We start from the raw sequence: 20,689 nt of genomic DNA, 5'->3' as shown, positions 1-20,689 counted from the left end.
CCGCGAGCATGTCGCCAATCTAGCGGGCGGGGAACGGGAATGCCGAAACGGCGGCGCGGGATTCCGCGCCGCCGCTCCGGGCGGATCACAGCGAGAACGGGTCGCCGATTACCCAGTCCGCCGCATCCGCTCCCGGGGAGGTCCCCTCGATAATGGTGTAGGCCTGGACGGTCAGCGGGCCGCCGCAGCCGTTCACGGTGAGGCGGTAGTCGCGGTTGACGATGTAGCCGGTGCCGCCCGCGGGAATCTCCTTCTCGCCCAGCTTGATATCGGTGATCTTGCCGGGCTTGATGCCGAGATCGAAGCTGATGCCGGCACCGATCTCGGGCTCGATACCGACGCTCGCGGTCGGCGTCACCATCTCCAGGCCGGCGGACACTCCGAGATCGGCCGTCACGTCGACACCGGCCTTGGCCTTGATGTCGAAGCTCACGTCCAGATCCACCGCGCAGGCGACGAAGTATCCGGTCCGGATCTTGCCGCTGCCGCCCTCGACACTGCCGTAGGACGTGTTGTCCAGGTAGACCTCTCGACTGGTCGGCATCCCGTTCAACGGTGCGACCGGGCGGGCCGCATTGTCGCGGTGCCCAACCGTGACCGACATGCCATTCGGCGCGACGGTCGTCTTCTCGTGCGGTGCGAGTCCCCCGTCGGCGTGGGCGATGGCTCCGAAGGGTGCGCCGCAGAGCAGACCCACGGCGGTGGCAGCACCCGCGATCGCGTTCTTGATGGTCATTGAGTCCTCCCCGACTCTCGATGCGGTGCCCGGTGGCTCCGCTGAGATGAAGGTAGGAAAACCGGTGCCGACCGGGCGCGGCCCAGCGGCGGCGACGGCGGTGAAAGCGCTGATCACAGGCGTGGGAGCAGTTATCCGGACCGGGCGGGACGGGCGAACCGCCAACCGGGCCGACTGTCCGGTCCGGTCAGGGGAAGATCAGCGGGATAGCGTCCGGAAACCCTGGTCGATTCGGCATCCGCGCAGGTCGGCACCGCTTTTCCGTCCGGACCGGACAAGACGCGGCCTCAGGGCCGGAATCGGGGTGTTTCCTGATGTCGGCTGTCGGGCGCCCGTGCCAATATCGAAGGCATGTATCCGGCCGCGCCCTTCTACGACCCTGCCCGCGGGTCGGTCACACCCGTGACCCAACCCAAGCTGGTGCGGCGGACCGGCGGTCGCGTTGTGGGCGGTGTGGCGGGCGGTCTCGCCGATCACCTCGGTGTCGATGTCTTCAAGGTCCGAATCGGCTTCGTGCTGCTGGCGGCGCTGGCCGGAGCCGGGATCGTCGCGTACGGCATGCTGTGGATCTTCACCCCCGGCGGCGGCGACGCGTCCCCGCCGACCCCGTCGGAACGGCGACAGGCCATCGGGTTGGCCTTGCTGGGCATGGCCTTGTCGGTCGCCACGGCCTGGGTCTTCAGCGGCACGGCCGCGCACGTGGTGGGTCCGATCATCGTGGTCGCCATCGGCGCGGCCCTGGTGTGGCGCGAATTCGACGCGGACGGGCCGAGATCCGTCATCGGACTGCCCACCAAACCCTCGGTGGTGACCTGGGCGCGCATTGTCGGCGGCGCCACCCTCATCGTGGTCGGCCTGGGCGTGGTGGTGCTCGGCCGGATCAATCTCAGCTCGCTCGGTTCCGCGTTGTTGGCCGTGGCCGTGACCCTGGTCGGGGCCGGGCTGCTCACCGTGCCGCTGTGGCTGCGCATGATGCGGGCGCTGAATGCCGAACGCGCGGCGCGGATTCGCAATGACGAGCGCGAGGAGATCGCCTCGCACCTGCACGATTCGGTGCTGCAGACCTTGGCGCTGATCCAGCGCCAAGCCGAGGATCCCCAGGAAGTGGTGCGGCTGGCGCGTTCTCAGGAGCGCGAGCTACGCAAGTGGCTGTTCGAGGACACCGGTCCGGCACAGTCCTCCCTCGCCGCCGCGCTGCGCACCATCGCGGGCGAGGTGGAGGATCAGCACGGGGTGAAGGTCACGCCGGTGACCGTGGGCGATGTGTCGATGGATGTGGACGACAGCGGAGTCGGGCTGCCCAAGGAGCATTTCACCGCCGTGCTCGGGGCCACCCGCGAGGCACTGGTCAATGCCGCCAAGCACGCCGGGGTGCCGACCATCGACCTCTACGCCGAGGTGGAACCGCATCAGGTGAGCGTGTTCGTGCGCGACCGCGGCAAGGGCTTCGACCCGGACACCGTCTCGAAGGACCGTCAGGGCGTGGCCAAGTCCATTCACGGCCGCATCGAACGCCGCGGCGGGCGCGTGGAGATCAAGTCGTCGGCGGGCACCGGCACCGAGGTGCGAATCTATATGCCGCGCACCGACGGTGAGGACGAGCGGCTGGTGGTGCAGCAGGACCAGCCGGTGTCGGGTGAGACCGCGGAGCTGTGATTCTGTGGTACCGATGTGGGTGGGTTCGGCGTCAGGTGAGGAGAACTAGGTGAGCGTCCGGGTCTTTCTGGTCGACGATCATGCGGTGTTCCGGTCCGGGGTGCGGGCGGAACTGAGCCGCGAATCCGATATGGAGGTGGTCGGCGAGGCGGGCGGGGTGGGTGAGGCCATCGCCGGAATCAAGGCGACCGCACCGGATGTGGTGCTGCTCGATGTCCACATGCCCGACGGGGGCGGTGTCGCGGTGCTGCAGGGGATCGATCCGGGGCCGGTGTGTTTGGCGCTCAGCGTGTCCGACGCGGCCGAGGATGTGATCGCGGTGATCCGGGCCGGGGCGCGCGGGTATGTCACCAAGACGATCTCGGGACCCGAACTGGCGGACGGGATTCGGCGGGTGTCCGGCGGCGACGCGGTGTTCTCGCCGCGGCTGGCCGGGTTCGTGCTGGACTCGTTCACCGGGAAGTCGCCGGTGCCCGAGCCGCCGCTGGATCCGGAACTGGATTCGCTGACCCCGCGCGAACTGGAGGTGCTGCGGCTGCTGGCGCGCGGCTACACCTACCGCGAGATCGCCGAAACCCTGTTCATCTCGGTCAAGACGGTGGAGACGCACGCCTCGAACGTGCTGCGAAAGACCCAGCAGTCCAACCGGAATGCCTTGACCCGCTGGGCGCACCGCCGCCGCATCGACTGAGAGTTCTTACAGAACTACCAAGATCACGATGATGATCAAGAGCCCGATCAGCAATCCGATCGCTACCGCGAGCGGGCCCGCGTTCGGTCCCAGGGAGCTGAGGTCGAAGCCCTTCTTGGGTTGCGGGGCGGCCGGGGCCGCCGCCTGGGCGCGCTGCGGGCGGGGCAGCGGGGTGGAGTGCGGGCTGCGCAGTCCGGCCGCGGAATTGCGGGCGGCCCAGGCCGGAATGGTGCCGTCGTCGGTGCGGACCGGCGCGCCCAGGATGTAGGGCGCGGTGCCGGGTCCGAAGGCGGCGGTGAGGATCTCGTTGCGCGCCTCGGTCATGGTGGGGCGGCGCTGCGGGGCCGGTTCCATCATGTGCAGCAGGACGTCGGTGAGCGGGCCGCTGCGGGCGGGCGGAATGATCTGCGCCATGGCGGCGCGCTCCACGATGACATTGCTGTCCTCGTCGAAGCCGTAGGGCGGCTGGCCCTCGATCGCGGTGTACAGCGTTGCGCCGAGCGAGAATACGTCGCTGGCGGTGGTGGGCCGCGCCCCGCGCGCCACCTCGGGCGGCAGGTAGGCGGGGGTGCCGGTGATGACGTCGCCGATCTCCTCGGAGGCGTCGTTGGCTCCGCTGGAGATGCCGAAGTCGGACAGCTTCACCATGCCGACCTCGTCGCCGCGATCGGCGACCAGGATATTGCCGGGCTTGATGTCGCGATGCACGATGCCCGCCGCGTGCGCGGTCGCCAGCGCGTCGGCCACCTGCGCGCCGATCTGCGCCACCTCGATGGGCGAGAGGTGATCCACCAGCGCAAGGGCTTTGGCCACACTGCGCGAGGGCAGGTACTCCATCACCAGCCAGGGCTCACCGGCCTCGAGCACCACGTCGTACACGGCGATGGCGTGCTCGTGCGACAGCTTGGCCGCCACCCGCCCCTCGTGCATGATCCGGCTGCGGACCTCCTGCGCCTCCTCCTCGGAGAGCCCCGCGGTGGTGAGCACCTGCTTGATGGCCACATCCCGATGCAGCAGCCGGTCCGTGGCCAGCCACACGGCGCCCATGCCGCCGCCACCGAGCTTCGACTGCAGACGGTAGCGTCCGGCCACCAGATAATCGGGGCCGACAATGGGACGGGCGCGTTCGGTCACGGGTGCAGGGTAGCGGAAAACCATCCTGACTGGCCTGGTTCGAAACCTGGGGTTTGCTGGCCGTCGGCTCCCGCATCCGCGACCCCCTCCCAGAGCCACACGGACACACCGCTTTTCGCCTCCAGCCCGCCGCCTGGGACCCCGGACGAGACTTTCCCACCCATTCCGGCCTTCCGGACGAAACGATCGCCCGACTCGCCCGCCCGCGAAACCCGCCCATGGTGGTGGTTGCCTCCGGTCCGGGCGGGTGGGCCGAGTGGTCCTCCCTGGGGGTGGCTCAGGGGAGGGGGTGGACCTCGTCGGCGACTACGGCGGTGGCGAGTTTGGGGGCGGCGCCGCAGCTGGCTTGGCGGGGTGGGTAGGCGATGGTGCGGGTGGTGACCAGCCAGCGGCGGCCGTCGCGGTGGGTGACGTGGGCGGCGCCCGCGAATGTGGGTGGGTCGCTGCAGAGTTCGGGGTGGTCGGGGGCCGGTTCGACCAGGAGGTCGTCGATGCCGACGGTGGGGTCGATATCGCCGGGGTGGGTGGTGGCCAGGCCGGTATCGTCGGAGGTCGGTGTCTCGGCGGTGTAGGAGGCGTCGGCGACGCATTGGCGGACGGCCACTTCCGCCACCTGCTCGACCGGGGTGTAGCAGCTGCGGCCGCGGAAACCGGTGAGCGAGACCTCGCCCTTGTCGGCGGCGGCCAGCATGGTGTGGGCCGAATCCTCGTCCAGGCGGCCGTAAGTGAGCCCGGTGGGCAGCACGATGACGGCGGGGGCGAAGCGGTGCCCGCCGGTGTGCGAGCACTCCCAGACCCGGTCCGGATTCGCGGCGGACAGGCTCGCGGCAATGGGTCGGCCCAGCAATGCGCAGCACTGGTCGCGCTTGCCGTGGGCGCAGACCAGCACCAGCGGATCCGTCACCGCCGCACCGATTCCCGGGGGCGGGCCGTTCAACAGATGCAGGTCGATATCCAATAGTTCTCGCAGATCGGTGATTTCGAAGCGTTCGCACCAGGAGCCCTCGGGTCGCGAACTCGCCAGGAGAACCGTTCGGACACCGGTGAATTCATTGCGCCCGGGTCGGCGAATCAAAGTCGGGCGCACGTGGGCGGCCTTGGTGCGCGCGGCCAATTCCGGTGTGATGGCGGGGCCGAGCACCTCGTCGCCGATCACGTCGCGCCCCCACGCCCCGGGTTGCTCGACGCACAGCCAGCCGGTAATCCGGGTGGCGCTGCCGGGTAGCGGAACCTCCTGCGCCGCAGCCGAACACGACAATCCCTCGAACCCCGTCACCGCGCCAATCCCTCGCACCGCGCCAATCCCTCGCACCGCGCCAATCCCTCGCACCGTCGCAATTCCTCGCTCATAGCGGCTTCCCGTCGATCAACTTCCGAATCACCTGCTCCAGCCGCCGCGCTCGCGCCTCCGGCCGCACCGCGCTGCCCAGGTGGTAGCCGACCGCGAGGCGGGACTGCGCGGGCAGCGTCTCGAAGAAGGCCGCCGCCTCCGGATGTCGAGCCAGCGCGTCCAGGAAGTCCTGCGGCAGATCGCGTCCGACGGCATTGTCCCAGCGCCCATCCGCCCGGGCCCGATCGATTTCGGCCTGCCCGGCCGGATGCATGAGCCCGGCGGCGATCAGCTCGCCCGCCAGGCCGACATTGCGCTGTGACCACTGGCTGCGACGGCGGCGCGGGGTGAATCCCATGATGAAGAAGTCGTCGTCGAGCTTGCGGGACTGTCCGTCGATCCACCCGAAGCACAGGGCCTGTCGCAGCGCGGCGTCATAGTCGAGCGAGGCGAATCCGGAGCCCTTCTTGGCGAACTTCAGCCAAATCCCGTCCACGGCCGCGTGATTGGCCGACAGCCAGTCGCGGAACGACTGCTCGTCGGGAAACCACAGCGTGGGACGCTCGGATGCGGACACCGTTCAACTGTAGATACCGGCTGCTCAATGGCCCAGAAAGGGGAGCACTTCGGTCTCGAATTCGCGATAGCGGTCGCGGTGGATGCTGTGGCCGGAGCTGAAGGTCCGCACGGTGCAGTCGGCCAGGCTGGTGCGCACCTGCTCGAGCTTCTCCGGATCCACCATGCCGCCGGGCCCGCCGCGCAGGAACAGGGTGGGCGCGGTGATCTCGGCCAGCCCCTCCCACCATTCCGGATAGGGCTTGCGGAACTGTTCGAGCGCGGTCCCGGTCATGGATCGGTCGAAGGCCAGCACCGCGCGCGGATGCCGGATCAGGCTGGTGGTGGCGTGCCAGAGTTCCGGGATCGAGGGCAGTCGCCGGGTGAAGGTCATCTGCTCGTCGCCGGAGCGCAGCGGCAGCGGTTGCTCCTCGATCACCAAGCGCCGCACCAACTCCGGGCGCCGCATGGCCACCCAGGAGATGGCGTAACCGCCGAGGGAGTGGCCGACCAGATCCACGGTCTCGAGCTCGAGTCGCTCACACAGGCGCAGGATGTCGCCGCCGAATTCGGCGAACAGGTAGGAATCGGTGTGGGCGCTGCGGCCGTGGCCGCGCAGATCGGGAATGATCACCCGGCGGCCGCGGCGCACGAGCTGGGTCGCGAATCGATCCCAGGTGTGGCCGTCTCCGCCCATGCCGTGCACGAGGATCACCGGAGTGTCGCTGTAGCGGTGCCCGCCCGTCGCTCCGGAATCCCGGTAGGCGATGGACACGTCCTCGAGCGTGATCCGAGTGACCGCTGACTCCACGAGGAACCAGGGTACGGATCGGGGCCGGAGTGGCGCCGCAGTTTGTGCGCACCGCCATAGCGGGTGACCGATTCGGTTGCCTATTCATTCGGTTGGTGAATGACGAGGAAACACTCATTGTCCTGCGGTAATGCGCAGCGGTTTGGCCTGTGAAATAGATCACTTTCACATTGTGGAGAATCGGTCATTCGTGCCGGTAGCGTTCTCGTCGATTAAACAGTGCTTTCTGTCGGGGAAATATGGTTCTCAATGCTGCCGCCCCCGCGGTCGATCTCGAGGAACCGAGCCCGCCGCGGCCATCCTTCGCAACGGTCTGGGTCCTGCTGATCGCCGCACTCAGCGGGACATTCCTGGCCATCCCGACGCTGCGCTACGACTACTTCGGGGACGAACTGTACTTCGTCGCGGCCGGAGCGCACCGCAGTCTGACCTACGCCGATCAAGGCGTGCTCATTCCGCTGATCGCCCATCTGGCCGACACCGTGGCACCCGGCTCACCACCCGTGCTCCGATTACCCGCGGTGCTCATGATGGTCGGCGCGGTGGTGATCAGCGCCGCGGTCGCCTACGAACTGGGCGGCGGGCGCACCGCGCAAATGCTGGCGGCGGCCGCCTACGGGGTCTCGCCGCTGGCCGCCACCCAGGCCGTCCAGCTGAGCACCTTCTCCTTCGACGCCACCCTGCAGGCCGCCATCATCTGGTTGATGATCCGCTGGCTGCGCACGCGAGACGACCGGCTGCTCACCGCGATCGGCGTCATCGCGGCCATCGACCTGCAGGTCAAATGGTTCATCCCGACCATCCTGCTGTGCCTGGCCGGGGGCGTGCTGGTCGCGGGACCGCGGCACGTGCTGTGGCGGCCCGCGCTGTGGAACGGCATCGCCATCTTCGCCCTCTCCGCGGTGCCCGGGCTGTGGTGGCAGAACTCGCACGGGTGGCCCGCACTGGCCATGAGCAAGGTGATCGGCGCGGAACAGGACGCGGCGGGCGGCGGGCCGCTGGCCTGCATTCCGCAGATGATCGGACTGGCCGGGCTGCTCGGCGGGCTGCTGGCCGGGTGGGCGTTCTGGTGCCTGGCCCGGCAGCGTTGGCTGCGGCCGTACCTGTTCATGCTCGTCGCCTCGGGGTTGCTGGTCGCCGTCGTGCTGGTCGGGCACGGCAGGCCGTACTACACGGCGGGATTCCTGCCCGTGCTGTTCGGCATCGGCGCGGCCTCGCTGCCCTATTCGGTGAACGATCGCGGCGGGCGGCTGCTGCGGCGGATCGCCGCGCCCATCCTGGTGCTGTCGCTGGCCATCATCACCACCCTCGTGATCACGCTGCCGCAGCCGCCCTCCCGCGCGCACGGCGCGATCCGGACGCAGGCCGATTTCGCCATGCGAACCAGCATCTACGGCTACTCGGGCTGGTCGGAGCTGACCGCCAAGGCCGCCGACGCCTATCGGCAGCTGCCGGAGTCGGGGCGGCCGAAAGCGATCATCGCCCAGAACTATTGGCAGGCGGCGGCGCTGCAGAACTTCGGCCGCGACTACGACCTGCCGCCCATCTACAGCCCCAACCGCGGATTCGGCTACTTCGGGCCGCCGCCGTCCGACGCGGACGCGGTGCTCTATGTCGGGCTCGGCAGTGCCGAGCAGACGCTGCGGCGGCAGTTCGACTCGGTGAGCGTGGTCGAGCGTTTGAACGTTCCCAATGGATTTCCGGGCGTGAACAGCGATATCGCGATCTTCGCCTGCCGCGGGCCGGTGCGGCCCTGGTCCGAGCTCTGGCCGGAAATGATGGATCTGCGCCTGCCGCTGGGCATTTGAACGACTCGTTCGGGATGTCGAACTACTCGTAGAGCCCCTCCACATGCCAGGCGTGGTCGTAGCCGAGCAGTAGCAGGGCACGCAGGCGGCGCACATCCTCGGTGTGAATCTGCACCTGGGCGCGGGCGGTGAAGCCGTGCCGACGGGTCCACCAGCGATCGTCCAGCGGCCACGGACCGGCCCACCCGGTGAGCCGCCAGGAGCTGCTACCCCAGTGCAGGAGTGCGGGATCGGCGGTGAACAGGCCGCGGTCGGTCACCCAGATCGGGGCGCCGTCGGCGGCCTCCAGGCGAACCCGCGGGCGATGGGTGAGCACCAGCGCGGGCGCGGGCTCGGGCAGGCGGCCGGGCCACGGCTGGGCCGGGTCGGCGGCGGGCACGGGCTCATCGCCGAGGGGCACCAGGGTGATTCGCTCCTCCGGGCCGCGGCCGCCGCTGAGCACACCCATGCGCACGGCGTCACCGCCCAGCAGACTCTGCACCCGGATCAGGGCGCGGCGGGCACGCTCCTCGTCCTCGCCGACACCACCCCACAGGCCCAGCTGCAGCGCGCCCGCCGCGACCACCTCGACCGGTTCCAGGCGCAGCAGGATGACGGCGGCGTTCGGGCCGGAGTCCCGGTCGTCGGGGAGCTGGGATGCCCGGGCGCGGTCGAGGGCGCGGCGGGTGAGCCAGCCGTCGAGCTGCCAGCGGATGCGGTCGGCGGTGCTGTCGGGGGTGAGGGGTTCGGCGCAGCGCCAGACGCGGGAAAGCGCCTCGCCCGCCTCGGTTTCGGCGTGAATGACCAGGCGGGTGCAGGCCACGGCCGCCGCGGCGAGCTTGGTGTGCAGTTCGGTGGCCAGCATGCGGCCGACGAAGGCGGCCATGTCGACGCGCTCGATCGGGGGATCGCAGCGGTGCTCGACGGTCAGGTCGGCGGCGGGCAGGCGGGCGGCGGGCGGACGCTCCGGGACGGCGCGGGCGCAGCGGTGCGCGATGATCGCGTCCGCGCCGAAGCGCGAGGACACCTCGGCGGGGGTGAGGGCCGCGAAGTCGCCGATGCGGCGCAGGCCCAGGCGATGCAGCAGATCCACCAGCTCCACGCGCTGCGGGGCGGCCAGCACCGGCTCCACCGCCAGCTCCGAAACCGGCATGGGGGCAAGGAATTCCGCGCCCTTGCCGGGCGGGACCAGGGTGGCGCGCCGGGCCGCGAACACCGCGGTGGACAGCTCGTCGGCGATCCCGATCTGGCATTCCGCGCCCACCGCCGCGACCGCGTCGACCAGGCGTTCGGCGGCGGCCTCCTCGGAACCGAAGAAGCGGGCCGCGCCGCGCGCCGACAGCGCCAGCATCCCCGGGCGCAGCACCTCGACCCCCGGCACGGTCGCGTCCACGGCCGACACCACGGGTTCGAACAGCCGCGCGTCCCGATCCGAATCCTCCTGCGCCACCAGCAGATCCGGGCATCGCCCCTGCGCCTCCCGCTTACGCAGCCCGCGCCGAATCCCCTCGGCCCGCGCCACCGCCGTACAGGCCACCACCCGATTGTTGGCGAAGACCGCCACCGCCCGCGTGGCCGCCACCCCGGCCGCCGCGGCCGCCGCCACCGCGGGCCAATCCGGACACCACACCACCAGCACCCGCCGCGCCTTCACACCCGACTCACCGGGCGGTCAGACCGCGGCATGGCGGGTTGGGCGCAGGGGGTCGAGAGTTGTTGCGGGGTGGGCGGGGTCGGTGACCCACTGCACGCGGCCGTCGATGGGGCTGAGTGCCAGATTTCCGTGGCGGGGTTGGGCGGAGCGGCCGCGCACGGAGATGTCGAGGCGGACGGTGCGCAGGCGGCCGCAGCCGCGGCCGAGGCCGTCGTATCCGGAGACCCGGGTGTCGATGTGCAGGGCGGAGCCGGACCAGGAGCCATTGGTGACCATGAGGGTGGAGTTCTTGCTGCGGGCGCGGGCGGCGAGAATCCGGGTGCGCGACATTGGGACGGAGAGCCCGTTCAGGCCGAGCACGACCAGGTCCAGGCCATCCAGCAATACAGAGGCAACCTCGAGTGGATCGTCTCCCGGATCGGAGACCACGGCCAGCCGGTCGAGCCGCGCGCCCATCTCGACGGCCGCGAGCAGACCCAGCCGCGGCATCCCGACCACGGCGGCATGTCCGCCCGCGCTCGTCACCGCGGCCAGCAATCCGGCGATCAGGGACCCGGCCCCGTTGTAGACGACCACCGAGCCCTTCGCCAATCCGCCGTCGGGCAGCAGGTTTTCGAGTGCCGTCGGCACCGGCAGCGTCTCCCGCCGCGACTCCCGCGCCACCGGCATCCGCGCGGCCGAGGTCATCGACGACCCGGCCTCGGCGCCGCGCGCCGGAATCGCGGCCATCTTCCGCCGCAATTCGGCCAGCCGCTCCCGCTTGGCCTCCGCAGCCGCACCCATCCAGTGACCACCTTCTCCCCAGTCGACGGGAAACCCTCGGAACCTCACGAGCCAGCACCGGCTCAGCTACCTAACATAATCGAAAGTATGTTCGATCACTGCACAGTAGAACTCGAGTCGCAGGACGCGTCAAGAGGCAGTGTTCCGCGCCACGGCCGCCGGGCCGGGCCGGCCGCGGGGCGATGATCAGCGGTTATGTCTGCGCGACCCGGCCGATGCCAGCACCGTCAGGGCGAACAGGAGTCCGGCGAGGGCGGCGAACCAGTCGCCGACGCGGGCGTAGAGGGTTTCGCGGGTGGGTTGGGGGAGTTCGGCGAACACGGAGCGGGTGATCGTGATGTCGGTGTCGGCGGTGGCGAGGAGGCGGCCGTGCGGGTCACTGGCCACGAGTTGGCCCAGTTGGGGCGCGCGGGCCACCGCGATACCGGATTCGACGCCGCGCAATACGGCCATGCGGCTGTGTAGCCAGCGGTCCTCGCGGAAATCGAGGGCGGGGACCAGCAGGAGGGTCGCACCGCGGGCGCGGTTGGCGCGGACCAGGGTGGGGCGGTCGAGGTCGAAGCAGATCGCCAGGGCCCAGGAGGTGTCGGGGATCCGGGTCCAGTCGTGGCCGGGGCGCAGATCGGATTCCAAACCCGGGACCAGGTAATGCTTTTCGTAGCGGACGCCGGTGGGATAGTCGATGGCGGCGTTCACGGTGGCGTCGCCGCGGGCGAGGAGCACGCCCGCGATGACGTGCACATTGCGGCGGGTCGCGACCTCGGTGAGGGGAGCGGCGAGGGTCGGCAGGGTGGATTCGGTGGCGCGCCAGGACTTTTCGGGAAGCACCACGGCCTTGGCCCCGCGATCGGCGAGCCGCTCCACCTCGGCCACGACACGGGTGATCATGTCCCGGCCGTCGGGGGAATCGACCGGGACATAGTCCTCGGGCTGCGCGACGGCGACCAAACCCACCGGCACCGTGGGGCCCGCGGCGTCCGAAAGCTGCCAGAACCCGTAGCCACCCACCGCGATGGCGAGGGCGAGACCCGCTGCCGCGCACCGGGCTCGGGCTCGGGCGGGTATCCCGGTATCGATCAGCACCGTCGCGATCGCCGGTGCCAGCATGACGAGAAACGAGATGCCCAGCCAGCCGGTCAGCGAGGCGATCTGGATCAGCGGCAACACGTCCGACTGGGTGTAGGCCACGCTCCACCACGCCCCGAACGGCCCGCCCACGGAGATCAGGTACTCCATGACGACCCACCCGGAGGGCAGCGCGAGAACGGCCAACCCCGGTCGCCCGCACCGAATCAGCCTCCGCGTCAACACGATCAGCCCGCCGTACACCGCCGCGGTACCCACCAGCAGCCCGATCGCGGACGGCAACGGCTGTTCGACGGTGACGAGAAAGTAGTGCAGATACGGAATCGCCCCGGCGAGCCAGGACAGGAACGCGGCCGCGAACGCCACCCCGGCCGACACCCGCGGGGCGATCAGCAAAACCGGAAGCGGTGCCAGGGCGACGAGTCCGGGCCACGGATGCATCCCGGTCCCGAACTTCCACAGCACCGCCGACACCACCGAAGCGGCGACCACCAGAAGAACCTTCGCGGGCCGACCCCTCCGCACGGACTCTTCGGCAAGCCTCTGGGTCATCACCCATCCATGCTGGTCCACCCGCCGCCCCGGCACATCGCCGCCGAGAGCGAATCGCGCCTCACACTCCGGGACCGTCCACCCCGATCCGCCTCCCGCACAAGGGTGACGCTCACCCCCTACGCGAGAGTGAGGACCCCACACCGGATCTCGCCCTGGCTCACGTCCCATCGACATGCGTTGGCGCGGACGCCTTCTCGACATTCAGCGCGATGTCCTGGGCGGACGGTGGACGGTGACTCGCCCGACTCCGCTGCCCGGCCCTCACTTCCGCCTCGGGCTCCTCGGCTACGACCTGCTGGTGTGGGTGGTCGCCGACCTACCTGCGCGAAGCCCGCGGCATCGCGGTGAGCACGGTCGCCCGGACCTCGCCGGTCCAGCACGGGCCGCTCGGGCGGGGACGAGTTACCAGTGGGTGCCGGGGACGAGGCGGGCGGCGCGGCGGAGGGCGGTGCCGGTAACGCGAACGGCGGGTGGGACATTGCGGCGGCGGCGCGGAGGGTCGAGGGGTTCCTCGTCGTCGGTGTCCGGTTCGGGGGCGGCTTCGCCCTTCGCGGCGGGGGAGTCGGGGAGGGCGCGGTAGTAGCGGTGCAGCACCCGTTCCTTGATGCCGGGGGCGAAGAGCTGGCCGTATTCGGCCAAAGTGCCGATGGGGACGTCGATTTGGCGGGGGCGCTCGGACAGGGCGCGGACGATGGTGGCGGCGGCCCATTCGGGGGATTGGGTGCCGGTGCCCTGGTCGCCGCTGGGGGCGATCATGGGGGTACGCACCAGCGGCATGTGGATGGTGGTGAAAGTGATGTTGCTGGACCGCATTTCGGCGGCGGTCACCTCGGCGAACTTGTCGAGGGCGGCCTTGCTGGCCAGGTAGGCGGCGAAGCGCGGGGTGGCGACCTGGACGCCCGCGCTCGAAATGTTCACGATGTGACCGTGTCCGCGCTCCCGCATCTGGGGGAGCAGGCCCAGGGTCATGCGCACCGCGCCGAAGTAGTTGACGGCCATGGTGCGCTCGAAGTCGTGCATGCGGTCGGTGGAGCGGTGCACGGCCCGGCGAATGGATCGGCCCGCATTGTTGACCAGCATGTCGACGTGCCCGTGGGTCTCGAGAATGGTCTTCAGCGTCTTGTCGACGGAGTCCTGATCGGTGACATCGCACTGGTAGCCGAACGCCCGACCGCCCTTGGCGTTGATCTCGTCCACCACGCTGGACAGCTCGTCGGCCCGGCGGGCCAGCAGGATGACGACCGCGCCCTTGTCCGCGACGGCGAAAGCGGCCGAGCGGCCGATGCCGGAGGACGCGCCGGTAATGACGACGTGCTTGTCCGTCAGATCGCGGCGGGCGCGCCGTCGGGCCAGGTAACCGGTGCCGTGCTCGGCCGAGTTATCGCTCATCGCTGCTCCTTGCAGAGGGAATTACCCAGAACTTACTCCAGAGTCAGTTAGCGCGCTACGACCGCCCGAGCGTGCCGCCGTAGAGACCATTCGGTTTCGAATGTATGTTCGATACTCGAGACCGGTCGGATTGCGGAGGAGGTGGGTCGTGGGCTGGCACAACGGCCCGCCGTCGTGGGCGGAAATGGAACGGGTGCTGTCCGGGCGACCCGATCCGGCGCGCAAACCGGTCGACGGTGACGGCGGCGACAGCCCGGCCTGGTCCCGCAAGCGCGAGAAGTACGAGGCCGGGGCACTGCGGGCCGGGAAATCCGCGGTGCCCTACGCCGAACTGCACACGCACTCGGCCTACAGCTTCCTCGACGGCGCCAGCCAGCCCGAGGAACTCGTGGAGGAGGCGGTCCGGCTCGGCCTGGAGGCGCTCGCGCTCACCGATCACGACGGGTTCTACGGGGTGGTGCGCTTCTCGGAGGCGGCGCGGGAATGGGGGATGCCGACCATCTTCGGAGCCGAACTGTCCATCGGCACCGCCGCCCGCGCGGGCGCGCATCTGGTCCCGCGCGGTCGCCGACGCGGCCGCGAAAACGACACGGACGCATTGAATTCCGAGCCGCGCACCGGCACCCCCGACCCGGCCGGACCGCACCTGCTGGTGCTGGCCCGCGGTCAGGAAGGCTACCGGCGGCTGTCGCGGGAGATGGCCGCCGCGCACATGGCGGCGGGGGAGAAGGGCATTCTGCGCTACGACCTGGACCGCCTCACCGAGGCCGCGGGCGGGCACTGGCACATTCTCACCGGATGCCGGAAAGGGACCGTGCGACAGGCACTCTCACAGGGTGACGCGGCGGCCGAGGCGGCACTGCGCGAGCTGGTGGAGCGCTTCGGCCGCGAGCATGTGAGCGTGGAGCTCACCCACCACGGGATTCCGGAGGACGACGAGCGCAATGCCCGGCTCATCGCGCTCGCCGACCGGGTCGGACTGCCCGTGGTGGCCACCACCGGAGCGCATTTCGCCGCACCCCCGCAGCGGCGGCGGGCCATGGCGTTGGCGGCCATTCGGGCCCGCTCCAGCCTCGATGAGATGGCGGGCTGGCTCGCGCCCACCGGCGGCGCGCACCTGCGCTCCGGCGACGAGATGGCGCGGCTGTTCGCGGCCTGCCCGCGGGCGGTGGCGAATGCCGTTGCGCTGGGCCGGGAATGCGCCTTCGACCTGCGGCTCATCGCACCGCAACTGCCGCCCTTCGACGTGCCGGAGGGGCATGACGAGAACTCGTGGCTGCGCGAGCTCACTTTTCGCGGCGCGGCCCGGCGCTACGGCCCGCGCGCGGGCAACGAGCAGGCCTACCGGCAGTTGGAACACGAACTGGAAGTCATTGCGGAGCTGAAGTTTCCGGGCTACTTCCTGGTCGTGCACGACATCGTCGACTTCTGCCACACCAATGACATCCTGTGTCAGGGCCGGGGTTCGGCGGCGAATTCGGCGGTCTGCTACGCCATCGGCATCACCAATGTGGATCCGGTCGAGAATCAGCTGCTGTTCGAGCGTTTCCTGTCGCCGGAGCGGGACGGGCCGCCCGATATCGACGTGGATATCGAATCGGATCGGCGCGAGGAGGCGATCCAGCACGTCTACGCCAAATACGGGCGCGAGTACGCGGCGCAGGTGGCCAATGTGATCACCTATCGCGGCCGGTCCGCGGTCCGCGATGCCGCACGCGCCCTGGGGTTTTCGACCGGACAGCAGGATGCCTGGAGCAAGCAGGTGAGTCGGTGGACGGGGGTGGCGGCCGAACAGCACACCGATATTCCCGACGACGTGCTGGCGCTCGCCGGTGAATTGGAGGGATTGCCCAGGCATTTGGGCATTCACTCCGGCGGCATGGTGATCTGCGATCGCCCCATCGCCGACGTGTGCCCGACGGAATGGGCGCGCATGGCCAATCGCAGTGTGCTGCAGTGGGACAAGGACGACTGCGCCGCAGCGGGTTTGGTGAAATTCGATCTGCTCGGGCTGGGCATGCTCTCGGCGCTGCACTACATGATCGACCTGGTGGCCGAGCACAAGGGGCAGACCGTCGAACTGCATCAGCTGGACCTGGGCGAGAAAGCCGTTTACGACATGCTGTGCCGCGCCGATTCGGTCGGCGTGTTCCAGGTGGAATCCCGGGCGCAGATGGCGACGCTGCCGCGCTTGCGGCCGCGGAAGTTCTACGACCTGGTCGTGGAGGTCGCGCTCATTCGGCCCGGGCCGATCCAGGGCGGGTCGGTGCATCCTTACATCCGCCGTCGCAATGGCCGGGAGAAAGTCGTCTACGACCATCCGGCACTGGAGAATTCGCTGTCGCGCACCCTCGGCATCCCGCTGTTCCAGGAACAGCTCATGCAGATGGCCGTGGATATCGCCGGATTCACCGCCGCCGAGGCCGATCAACTGCGCCGCGCCATGGGGTCCAAGCGTTCGACGCTGAAGATGGAGCGGCTGCGGGCCCGCTTCTACCAGGGCATGAAGGATCTGCACGGCATTACCGGCGAGGTCGCCGACCGCATCTACGAGAAGGTGTACGCCTTCGCGAATTTCGGCTTCCCGGAAAGCCATTCGCAGAGCTTCGCCTCGCTGGTGTTCTACTCGGCCTGGTTCAAACTGCATCATCCGGCGGCCTTCTGCGCCGGACTGCTGCGCGCCCAGCCGATGGGGTTCTACTCGCCGCAGTCGCTGGTCGCCGATGCCCGGCGGCACGGGGTGGCGGTGCACGGGCCCGATATCAACCACAGCCTGGCCGAGGCGACCCTCGAAGCGAAGGGCATGGAGATCCGGATGGGGTTGGCCGCGGTCCGCCACATCGGCACCGATCTGGCCGAACAGATCGTGGCCGCCCGCGCGAGCGGCGGGCCCTACACCTCGTTCGTCGACCTCACCGGACGCGTGGAATTGACTGTGCCACAGGCGGAAGCGCTGGCCACCGCGGGCGCGCTGGGCAGTCTGGGCGCCACCCGCCGCGAGGCGCTGTGGGCCGCGGGCGCGGCCGCCGGGGAACGCCCCGACCGCCTGCCCGGCACCGGCGCGGCCACCGCGGCACCCGCCCTGCCCGGCATGAGCGCCCTCGAACTGGCCGCCGCCGACGTGTGGGCCACCGGCGTCTCACCCGGCAGCTACCCGACCGAATTCCTCCGGGAACGCCTCGACGCGCTGGGCGTCATCCCCGCCGCCCGACTGCTCGACATTCGCGACGGCGCAAGGGTTCTCGTCGGTGGCGCGGTCACCCACCGGCAGCGTCCGGCCACCGCGGGCGGCGTCACCTTCCTCAATCTGGAGGACGAGACCGGCATGGTGAACGTGGTCTGCTCGGTCGGCCTGTGGGCCCGCTACCGCCGCCTCGCCACCACCGCCCCGGCCCTGCTCATCCGCGGCCGGGTCCAGAACGCCGAGGGCGCGGTCACCATCGTCGCCGAATACCTGCAGCGCATGGATCTGCGCATCGAAGGCCGCTCCCGCGACTTCCGCTGAACGCCGACGCGCCCGGCACTTCGGGTGAAGTACCGGGCGCGCCAAAGGTTTTCGCCGCAGGCGAAGCAGCGGTCAGAAGTCGCCGCCGCCTCCGCCGGAGTCGCCACCGCCGCCGAAGTCACCGCCGCCGCCGAAATCGCCGCCGCCGGAGTCTCCGCCGCCGAAGTCGTAGTCGCCTCCGCCACCGCCCCACTGCTGGTTGCCCGGGTCGTAGCCGCCGGATTCCGGGGGCGGGCCGTAATCGTTGCGGTCGCGCTCTTCGCGTTCGCCTTCCATACGCCCGAGTTCGTAGCCGAGCAGGCCGCCGCCGACCGCACCGCCCACCGCGCCGAGACCGGCCGCGGCGCCTGGGCTCATGCCGGGACGACCGCCGTAGCCCGGACCGCCGTAGCCCGGGCCGCCGTAGCCGGGACCGCCCGGGGCGTAGCCGCCGAAACCGCCACCCGGGCCACCGAACTGGGCGGGCGGTGGCGGATTGCGCCGCCGCCGAATGAAGGCGAACACGGCCGCGATGATGCCGCCGATGACCAGGATCGGGCACAGCAGGCCGAGCCAGCCCCAGCCGCTGCTCTTGGTCGCGGGCTTGGCCGCCGGGGCGGGCGCCGGGTTACCGGCCTTGGTCGGCGCGGGCTGGTCGCTCGCCGACTTCAGCGCGCCCAGGGCCGCGATGGTCGCGGCCGTGTAGTCGCCGTTGCCGAAGGCGTTCTTGAAGGCCGCGCCCGCGGAATTGGTGTCCCGGATGTGCGAGTTCGACCCGGTGCGGACGTCGAAGAAATGCGACTTGGTATTGATGGCCAAGACCACGTCCGTCGCGCCGGAGACGTGGCTCTGCGCCTCCTGATCGAACTTGCCGCGATTGTCGGAGAACTTGTCGGTGGTGAAGATCTGCACCGGATTCGACAGCTCGTTCCCGGCGCTCGTCACCTTGGCGACATCCAGGACGTTCATATCGTCGTGCACGACGGTCGGTCCGGCCGCGGCCGTGCCCGCCGTCAGGAGGATCACCCCCACCACGGCCGAGAGCAGCAATGGCAAACGCTTGAACATCTTCACTTTCCTTCCCGGGCGACCGACCTGCCGCCACGGCACTCGCGACACTACGTCGTCCTCGCCTCGATCGCTCGTCCGAGATAATGGCGCGGACATCCAGGAGAGGAGCGCGGCGTGCCCACAGTGGTCCGGGCGACCATCAAGCCCGGCAGCAAGAAAGGCCCCCTGGTCGAGATTCTCGACGACGGGGCCTTACAGCTGTACGTGCGCGCTCCGGCCGTGGAGGGCAAGGCCAACAAGGCCGCGATCGAACTGCTGGCTTCCCACTACGGGGTTCCCAAGTCGGCGGTGCGCCTAACCGGCGGGGCGACATCCCGCTTCAAGCGCTTCGAGATCGACGACTAGACCGCCCCAGGAAAACCCAACTGCCGCCAGGCCTCGTACACGGCGACGGCCGCGGCATTGGACAGATTCATGGACCGGCGATCCGGCAGCATGGGAATGCGCAACTGCTCGGTCACGCGGGGATCGGCGAGCACCTGCTCGGGCAACCCGGTCGGTTCGGGCCCGAAGAGCAGGACATCGCCCTTGCGATAGGCGATCTCGGTGTTGTGCGTGGTGGCCGCGGCGGTGAAGGCGAAGACCCGTTCGGGTGCGATGGCCTCCCACGCGGCGGCGAGATTCGGATGCACGGTGACAACGGCCAGGTCGTGGTAGTCCAACCCGGCCCGGCGTAGCTTCGGCTCGGATAGGTCGAAGCCGAGCGGTTCGATCAGGTGCAGCTCGCAGCCGGTCCCGGCGGCCAGTCGAATGGCATTGCCGGTATTGGGCGGAATCCGGGGTTCGAAGAACACGAGATGGAACACGCGCTCCAGCATCGCAGAGGGCCGGTCGAGCTCGTGCGGGGGAGTCCTGCCCACGCCGCCGGCGTCAGGGCCGACCGGTCGGCGGTGGCCGCGGTGTGGCATCAATGGCCCCCTGAAAGACGCGTTCGGTCCCCAGGTCGGCGCCGTCACCGCTCCTAGATTCGGCGTAGGTCATCAACGTCGCATCCCAAGGAGTTCTCGTGCGTATCGACATCCATGCTCACCTCTGGAGCGAGGACTACCTCGACCTCCTCGACTCCTACGGGCGCACCGACACCGCCACCCAGCGCGGGATGGGCGCCGGTGACACCGTCGCCGAACTGGAAGCGCGCTTCGCACTCAATGATTCCGCGGGCATCGAGCACCAGGTGCTGTCGGTGACCCCGCAGAGCCCACATTTCGACAACCCTGATCACGCGGTGCACGCCGCCCGCACCGCCAACGACCTGTACGCCAAGATCGTCGCGCAATACCCGGACCGGTTCTCGGCCTTCACCGCCCTGCCGCTGCCCCACCTCGACGCCGCCTTGACCGAAATGGCGCGCGGCCTCGATGATCTCGGCTTCGCCGGGGTCGCGGTGACCACCGACATCTTGGGCCGCTCCCTCGCCGATCCACTGTTCGCGCCGCTGTTCGCCGAACTCGACCGCCGCCGCGCCGTCCTCTACATCCACCCCTCCGGCCACGACGCCCGCACCCCGCTCATCGCCGAACACCACATGCGATGGATGGTGGGCGCACCCATGGAGGACACGATCGCCGCCATGCACCTCATCCTGGCCGGTATTCCCTCGCGCTACCCCGGCATTCGGATCGTGCTCTCCCATCTGGGCGGCGCACTGCCGATGCTGTTGCAGCGCGCCGACAATCAGTACCAATGGGAATCGCCCGACACCCCCGAACGCCCGAGCCTGGCGGTACGCCGACTGTGGTTCGACACCGTGAGCCATGGCCACCTGCCCGCCCTGCGCGCCGCCGCCGAATCCTTCGGCGCCGACCGGCTCGTGCTGGGCACCGACTTCCCCTATCAGAGCGGAGATCTGCTGCGCCGCGCGGTGACCTCCATCCAGGACGCCCTGCCCGCCGCGGATGCCGCCCGAGTTCTCGACCACAATGCCGCCGCGGTCCTCGGCCGCTGAGCAAGGCATCCACCTCGACTGT

Annotated in this window: 17 protein-coding genes; 6 read left to right on the top strand and 11 right to left on the bottom strand. The window is 69.8% G+C overall.

The genetic code is table 11. The features are described from left to right. Window positions 1-85: 85 nt before the first annotated feature. Entirely contained in the window at window positions 86-736 is a 651-nt protein-coding gene (locus tag VMT65_RS17855) for an MspA family porin (protein WP_326309408.1), read from the bottom strand. 351 nt (window positions 737-1,087) lie between these two features. Between VMT65_RS17855 and VMT65_RS17850 the strand changes: the two genes are divergently transcribed. Then, entirely contained in the window at window positions 1,088-2,392 is a 1,305-nt protein-coding gene (locus tag VMT65_RS17850; protein ID WP_326309407.1) for a PspC domain-containing protein, read from the top strand. Between the two features lie 49 nt (window positions 2,393-2,441). Continuing rightward, entirely contained in the window at window positions 2,442-3,083 is a 642-nt protein-coding gene (locus VMT65_RS17845) for a response regulator transcription factor (protein ID WP_326309406.1), read from the top strand. A 6-nt stretch (window positions 3,084-3,089) separates the two neighbouring features. On the opposite strand, the gene VMT65_RS17840 is transcribed toward VMT65_RS17845, so the two are convergent. From VMT65_RS17840 to VMT65_RS17825, 4 genes are all read right to left on the bottom strand, one after another. After that, complete coding sequence (locus tag VMT65_RS17840; RefSeq protein WP_326309405.1) at window positions 3,090-4,241, bottom strand: serine/threonine-protein kinase; 1,152 nt, start codon at window positions 4,239-4,241, stop codon at window positions 3,090-3,092. 253 nt (window positions 4,242-4,494) lie between these two features. Beyond that, entirely contained in the window at window positions 4,495-5,493 is a 999-nt protein-coding gene (locus VMT65_RS17835) for a sucrase ferredoxin (protein WP_326309404.1), read from the bottom strand. A gap of 70 nt (window positions 5,494-5,563) precedes the next feature. Continuing rightward, on the bottom strand, window positions 5,564-6,124 hold the full coding sequence (locus VMT65_RS17830) for a YdeI/OmpD-associated family protein (protein ID WP_326309403.1): 561 nt from the start codon (window positions 6,122-6,124) through the stop codon (window positions 5,564-5,566). Between the two features lie 24 nt (window positions 6,125-6,148). Continuing rightward, a complete protein-coding gene (locus tag VMT65_RS17825) occupies window positions 6,149-6,913 on the bottom strand; it encodes an alpha/beta fold hydrolase (protein ID WP_326309402.1) in 765 nt (254 codons plus the stop codon). Between the two features lie 239 nt (window positions 6,914-7,152). On the opposite strand from VMT65_RS17825, the gene VMT65_RS17820 reads away from it, so the two are divergent. Then, window positions 7,153-8,721, top strand: a complete 1,569-nt coding sequence (locus VMT65_RS17820) for an ArnT family glycosyltransferase (protein ID WP_326309401.1) — start codon at window positions 7,153-7,155, stop codon at window positions 8,719-8,721. Between the two features lie 22 nt (window positions 8,722-8,743). Here VMT65_RS17820 and VMT65_RS17815 read toward each other — a convergent pair whose 3' ends face one another. The 4 genes from VMT65_RS17815 to VMT65_RS17800 all read right to left on the bottom strand — a co-directional run bounded on the left by VMT65_RS17815 (window position 8,744) and on the right by VMT65_RS17800 (window position 14,167). After that, entirely contained in the window at window positions 8,744-10,354 is a 1,611-nt protein-coding gene (locus tag VMT65_RS17815) for a DNA polymerase Y family protein (RefSeq protein ID WP_326309400.1), read from the bottom strand. Between the two features lie 18 nt (window positions 10,355-10,372). Next, on the bottom strand, window positions 10,373-11,137 hold the full coding sequence (locus VMT65_RS17810) for a hypothetical protein (protein WP_326309399.1): 765 nt from the start codon (window positions 11,135-11,137) through the stop codon (window positions 10,373-10,375). Window positions 11,138-11,323: 186 nt separating this feature from the next. Next, window positions 11,324-12,715, bottom strand: a complete 1,392-nt coding sequence (locus VMT65_RS17805) for a nitrilase-related carbon-nitrogen hydrolase (RefSeq protein ID WP_326309398.1) — start codon at window positions 12,713-12,715, stop codon at window positions 11,324-11,326. A gap of 465 nt (window positions 12,716-13,180) precedes the next feature. Next, window positions 13,181-14,167, bottom strand: coding sequence for an SDR family NAD(P)-dependent oxidoreductase (locus tag VMT65_RS17800; RefSeq protein ID WP_326309397.1), 987 nt, complete (start codon window positions 14,165-14,167; stop codon window positions 13,181-13,183). Between the two features lie 148 nt (window positions 14,168-14,315). On the opposite strand from VMT65_RS17800, the gene VMT65_RS17795 reads away from it, so the two are divergent. Further along, complete coding sequence (locus VMT65_RS17795; RefSeq protein ID WP_326309396.1) at window positions 14,316-17,672, top strand: error-prone DNA polymerase; 3,357 nt, start codon at window positions 14,316-14,318, stop codon at window positions 17,670-17,672. Between the two features lie 72 nt (window positions 17,673-17,744). Here the strand turns inward: VMT65_RS17795 and VMT65_RS17790 are convergent, their stop codons facing one another. Continuing rightward, window positions 17,745-18,719 carry a hypothetical protein gene (locus tag VMT65_RS17790; protein WP_326309395.1) on the bottom strand — a complete coding sequence of 325 codons (975 nt, stop codon included), beginning with the start codon at window positions 18,717-18,719 and terminating at the stop codon, window positions 17,745-17,747. Window positions 18,720-18,836: 117 nt separating this feature from the next. Between VMT65_RS17790 and VMT65_RS17785 the strand changes: the two genes are divergently transcribed. After that, on the top strand, window positions 18,837-19,067 hold the full coding sequence (locus VMT65_RS17785; protein ID WP_326309394.1) for a DUF167 domain-containing protein: 231 nt from the start codon (window positions 18,837-18,839) through the stop codon (window positions 19,065-19,067). Here VMT65_RS17785 and VMT65_RS17780 read toward each other — a convergent pair. Next, window positions 19,064-19,540: a tRNA (cytidine(34)-2'-O)-methyltransferase gene (locus VMT65_RS17780; RefSeq protein ID WP_442790285.1), complete on the bottom strand. Its 477-nt coding sequence runs from the start codon at window positions 19,538-19,540 to the stop codon at window positions 19,064-19,066. The genes VMT65_RS17785 and VMT65_RS17780 overlap by 4 nt on opposite strands. 188 nt (window positions 19,541-19,728) lie before the next feature. On the opposite strand from VMT65_RS17780, the gene VMT65_RS17775 reads away from it, so the two are divergent. Beyond that, window positions 19,729-20,667 carry an amidohydrolase family protein gene (locus tag VMT65_RS17775; protein WP_326309392.1) on the top strand — a complete coding sequence of 313 codons (939 nt, stop codon included), beginning with the start codon at window positions 19,729-19,731 and terminating at the stop codon, window positions 20,665-20,667. The last annotated feature ends 22 nt before the right edge of the window (window positions 20,668-20,689 follow it).

The sequence above is a fragment of the Nocardia sp. CDC153 genome, from assembly GCF_035818515.1.
GTDB lineage: Bacteria > Actinomycetota > Actinomycetes > Mycobacteriales > Mycobacteriaceae > Nocardia.
This window is presented reverse-complemented; position numbering and strand designations above follow the sequence as displayed.

Bases quoted from the DNA above. Each gene is read 5' to 3' on its own strand.
- VMT65_RS17820 (WP_326309401.1), top strand. From the start codon at position 7,153: ATGGTTCTCAATGCTGCCGCCCCCGCGGTCGATCTCGAGGAACCGAGC.
- VMT65_RS17800 (WP_326309397.1), bottom strand. From the start codon at position 14,167: ATGAGCGATAACTCGGCCGAGCACGGCACCGGTTACCTGGCCCGACGG.
- VMT65_RS17810 (WP_326309399.1), bottom strand. From the start codon at position 11,137: ATGGGTGCGGCTGCGGAGGCCAAGCGGGAGCGGCTGGCCGAATTGCGG.
- VMT65_RS17855 (WP_326309408.1), bottom strand. From the start codon at position 736: ATGACCATCAAGAACGCGATCGCGGGTGCTGCCACCGCCGTGGGTCTG.
- VMT65_RS17790 (WP_326309395.1), bottom strand. From the start codon at position 18,719: ATGTTCAAGCGTTTGCCATTGCTGCTCTCGGCCGTGGTGGGGGTGATC.
- VMT65_RS17780 (WP_442790285.1), bottom strand. From the start codon at position 19,540: ATGCTGGAGCGCGTGTTCCATCTCGTGTTCTTCGAACCCCGGATTCCG.
- VMT65_RS17840 (WP_326309405.1), bottom strand. From the start codon at position 4,241: ATGGTTTTCCGCTACCCTGCACCCGTGACCGAACGCGCCCGTCCCATT.
- VMT65_RS17850 (WP_326309407.1), top strand. From the start codon at position 1,088: ATGTATCCGGCCGCGCCCTTCTACGACCCTGCCCGCGGGTCGGTCACA.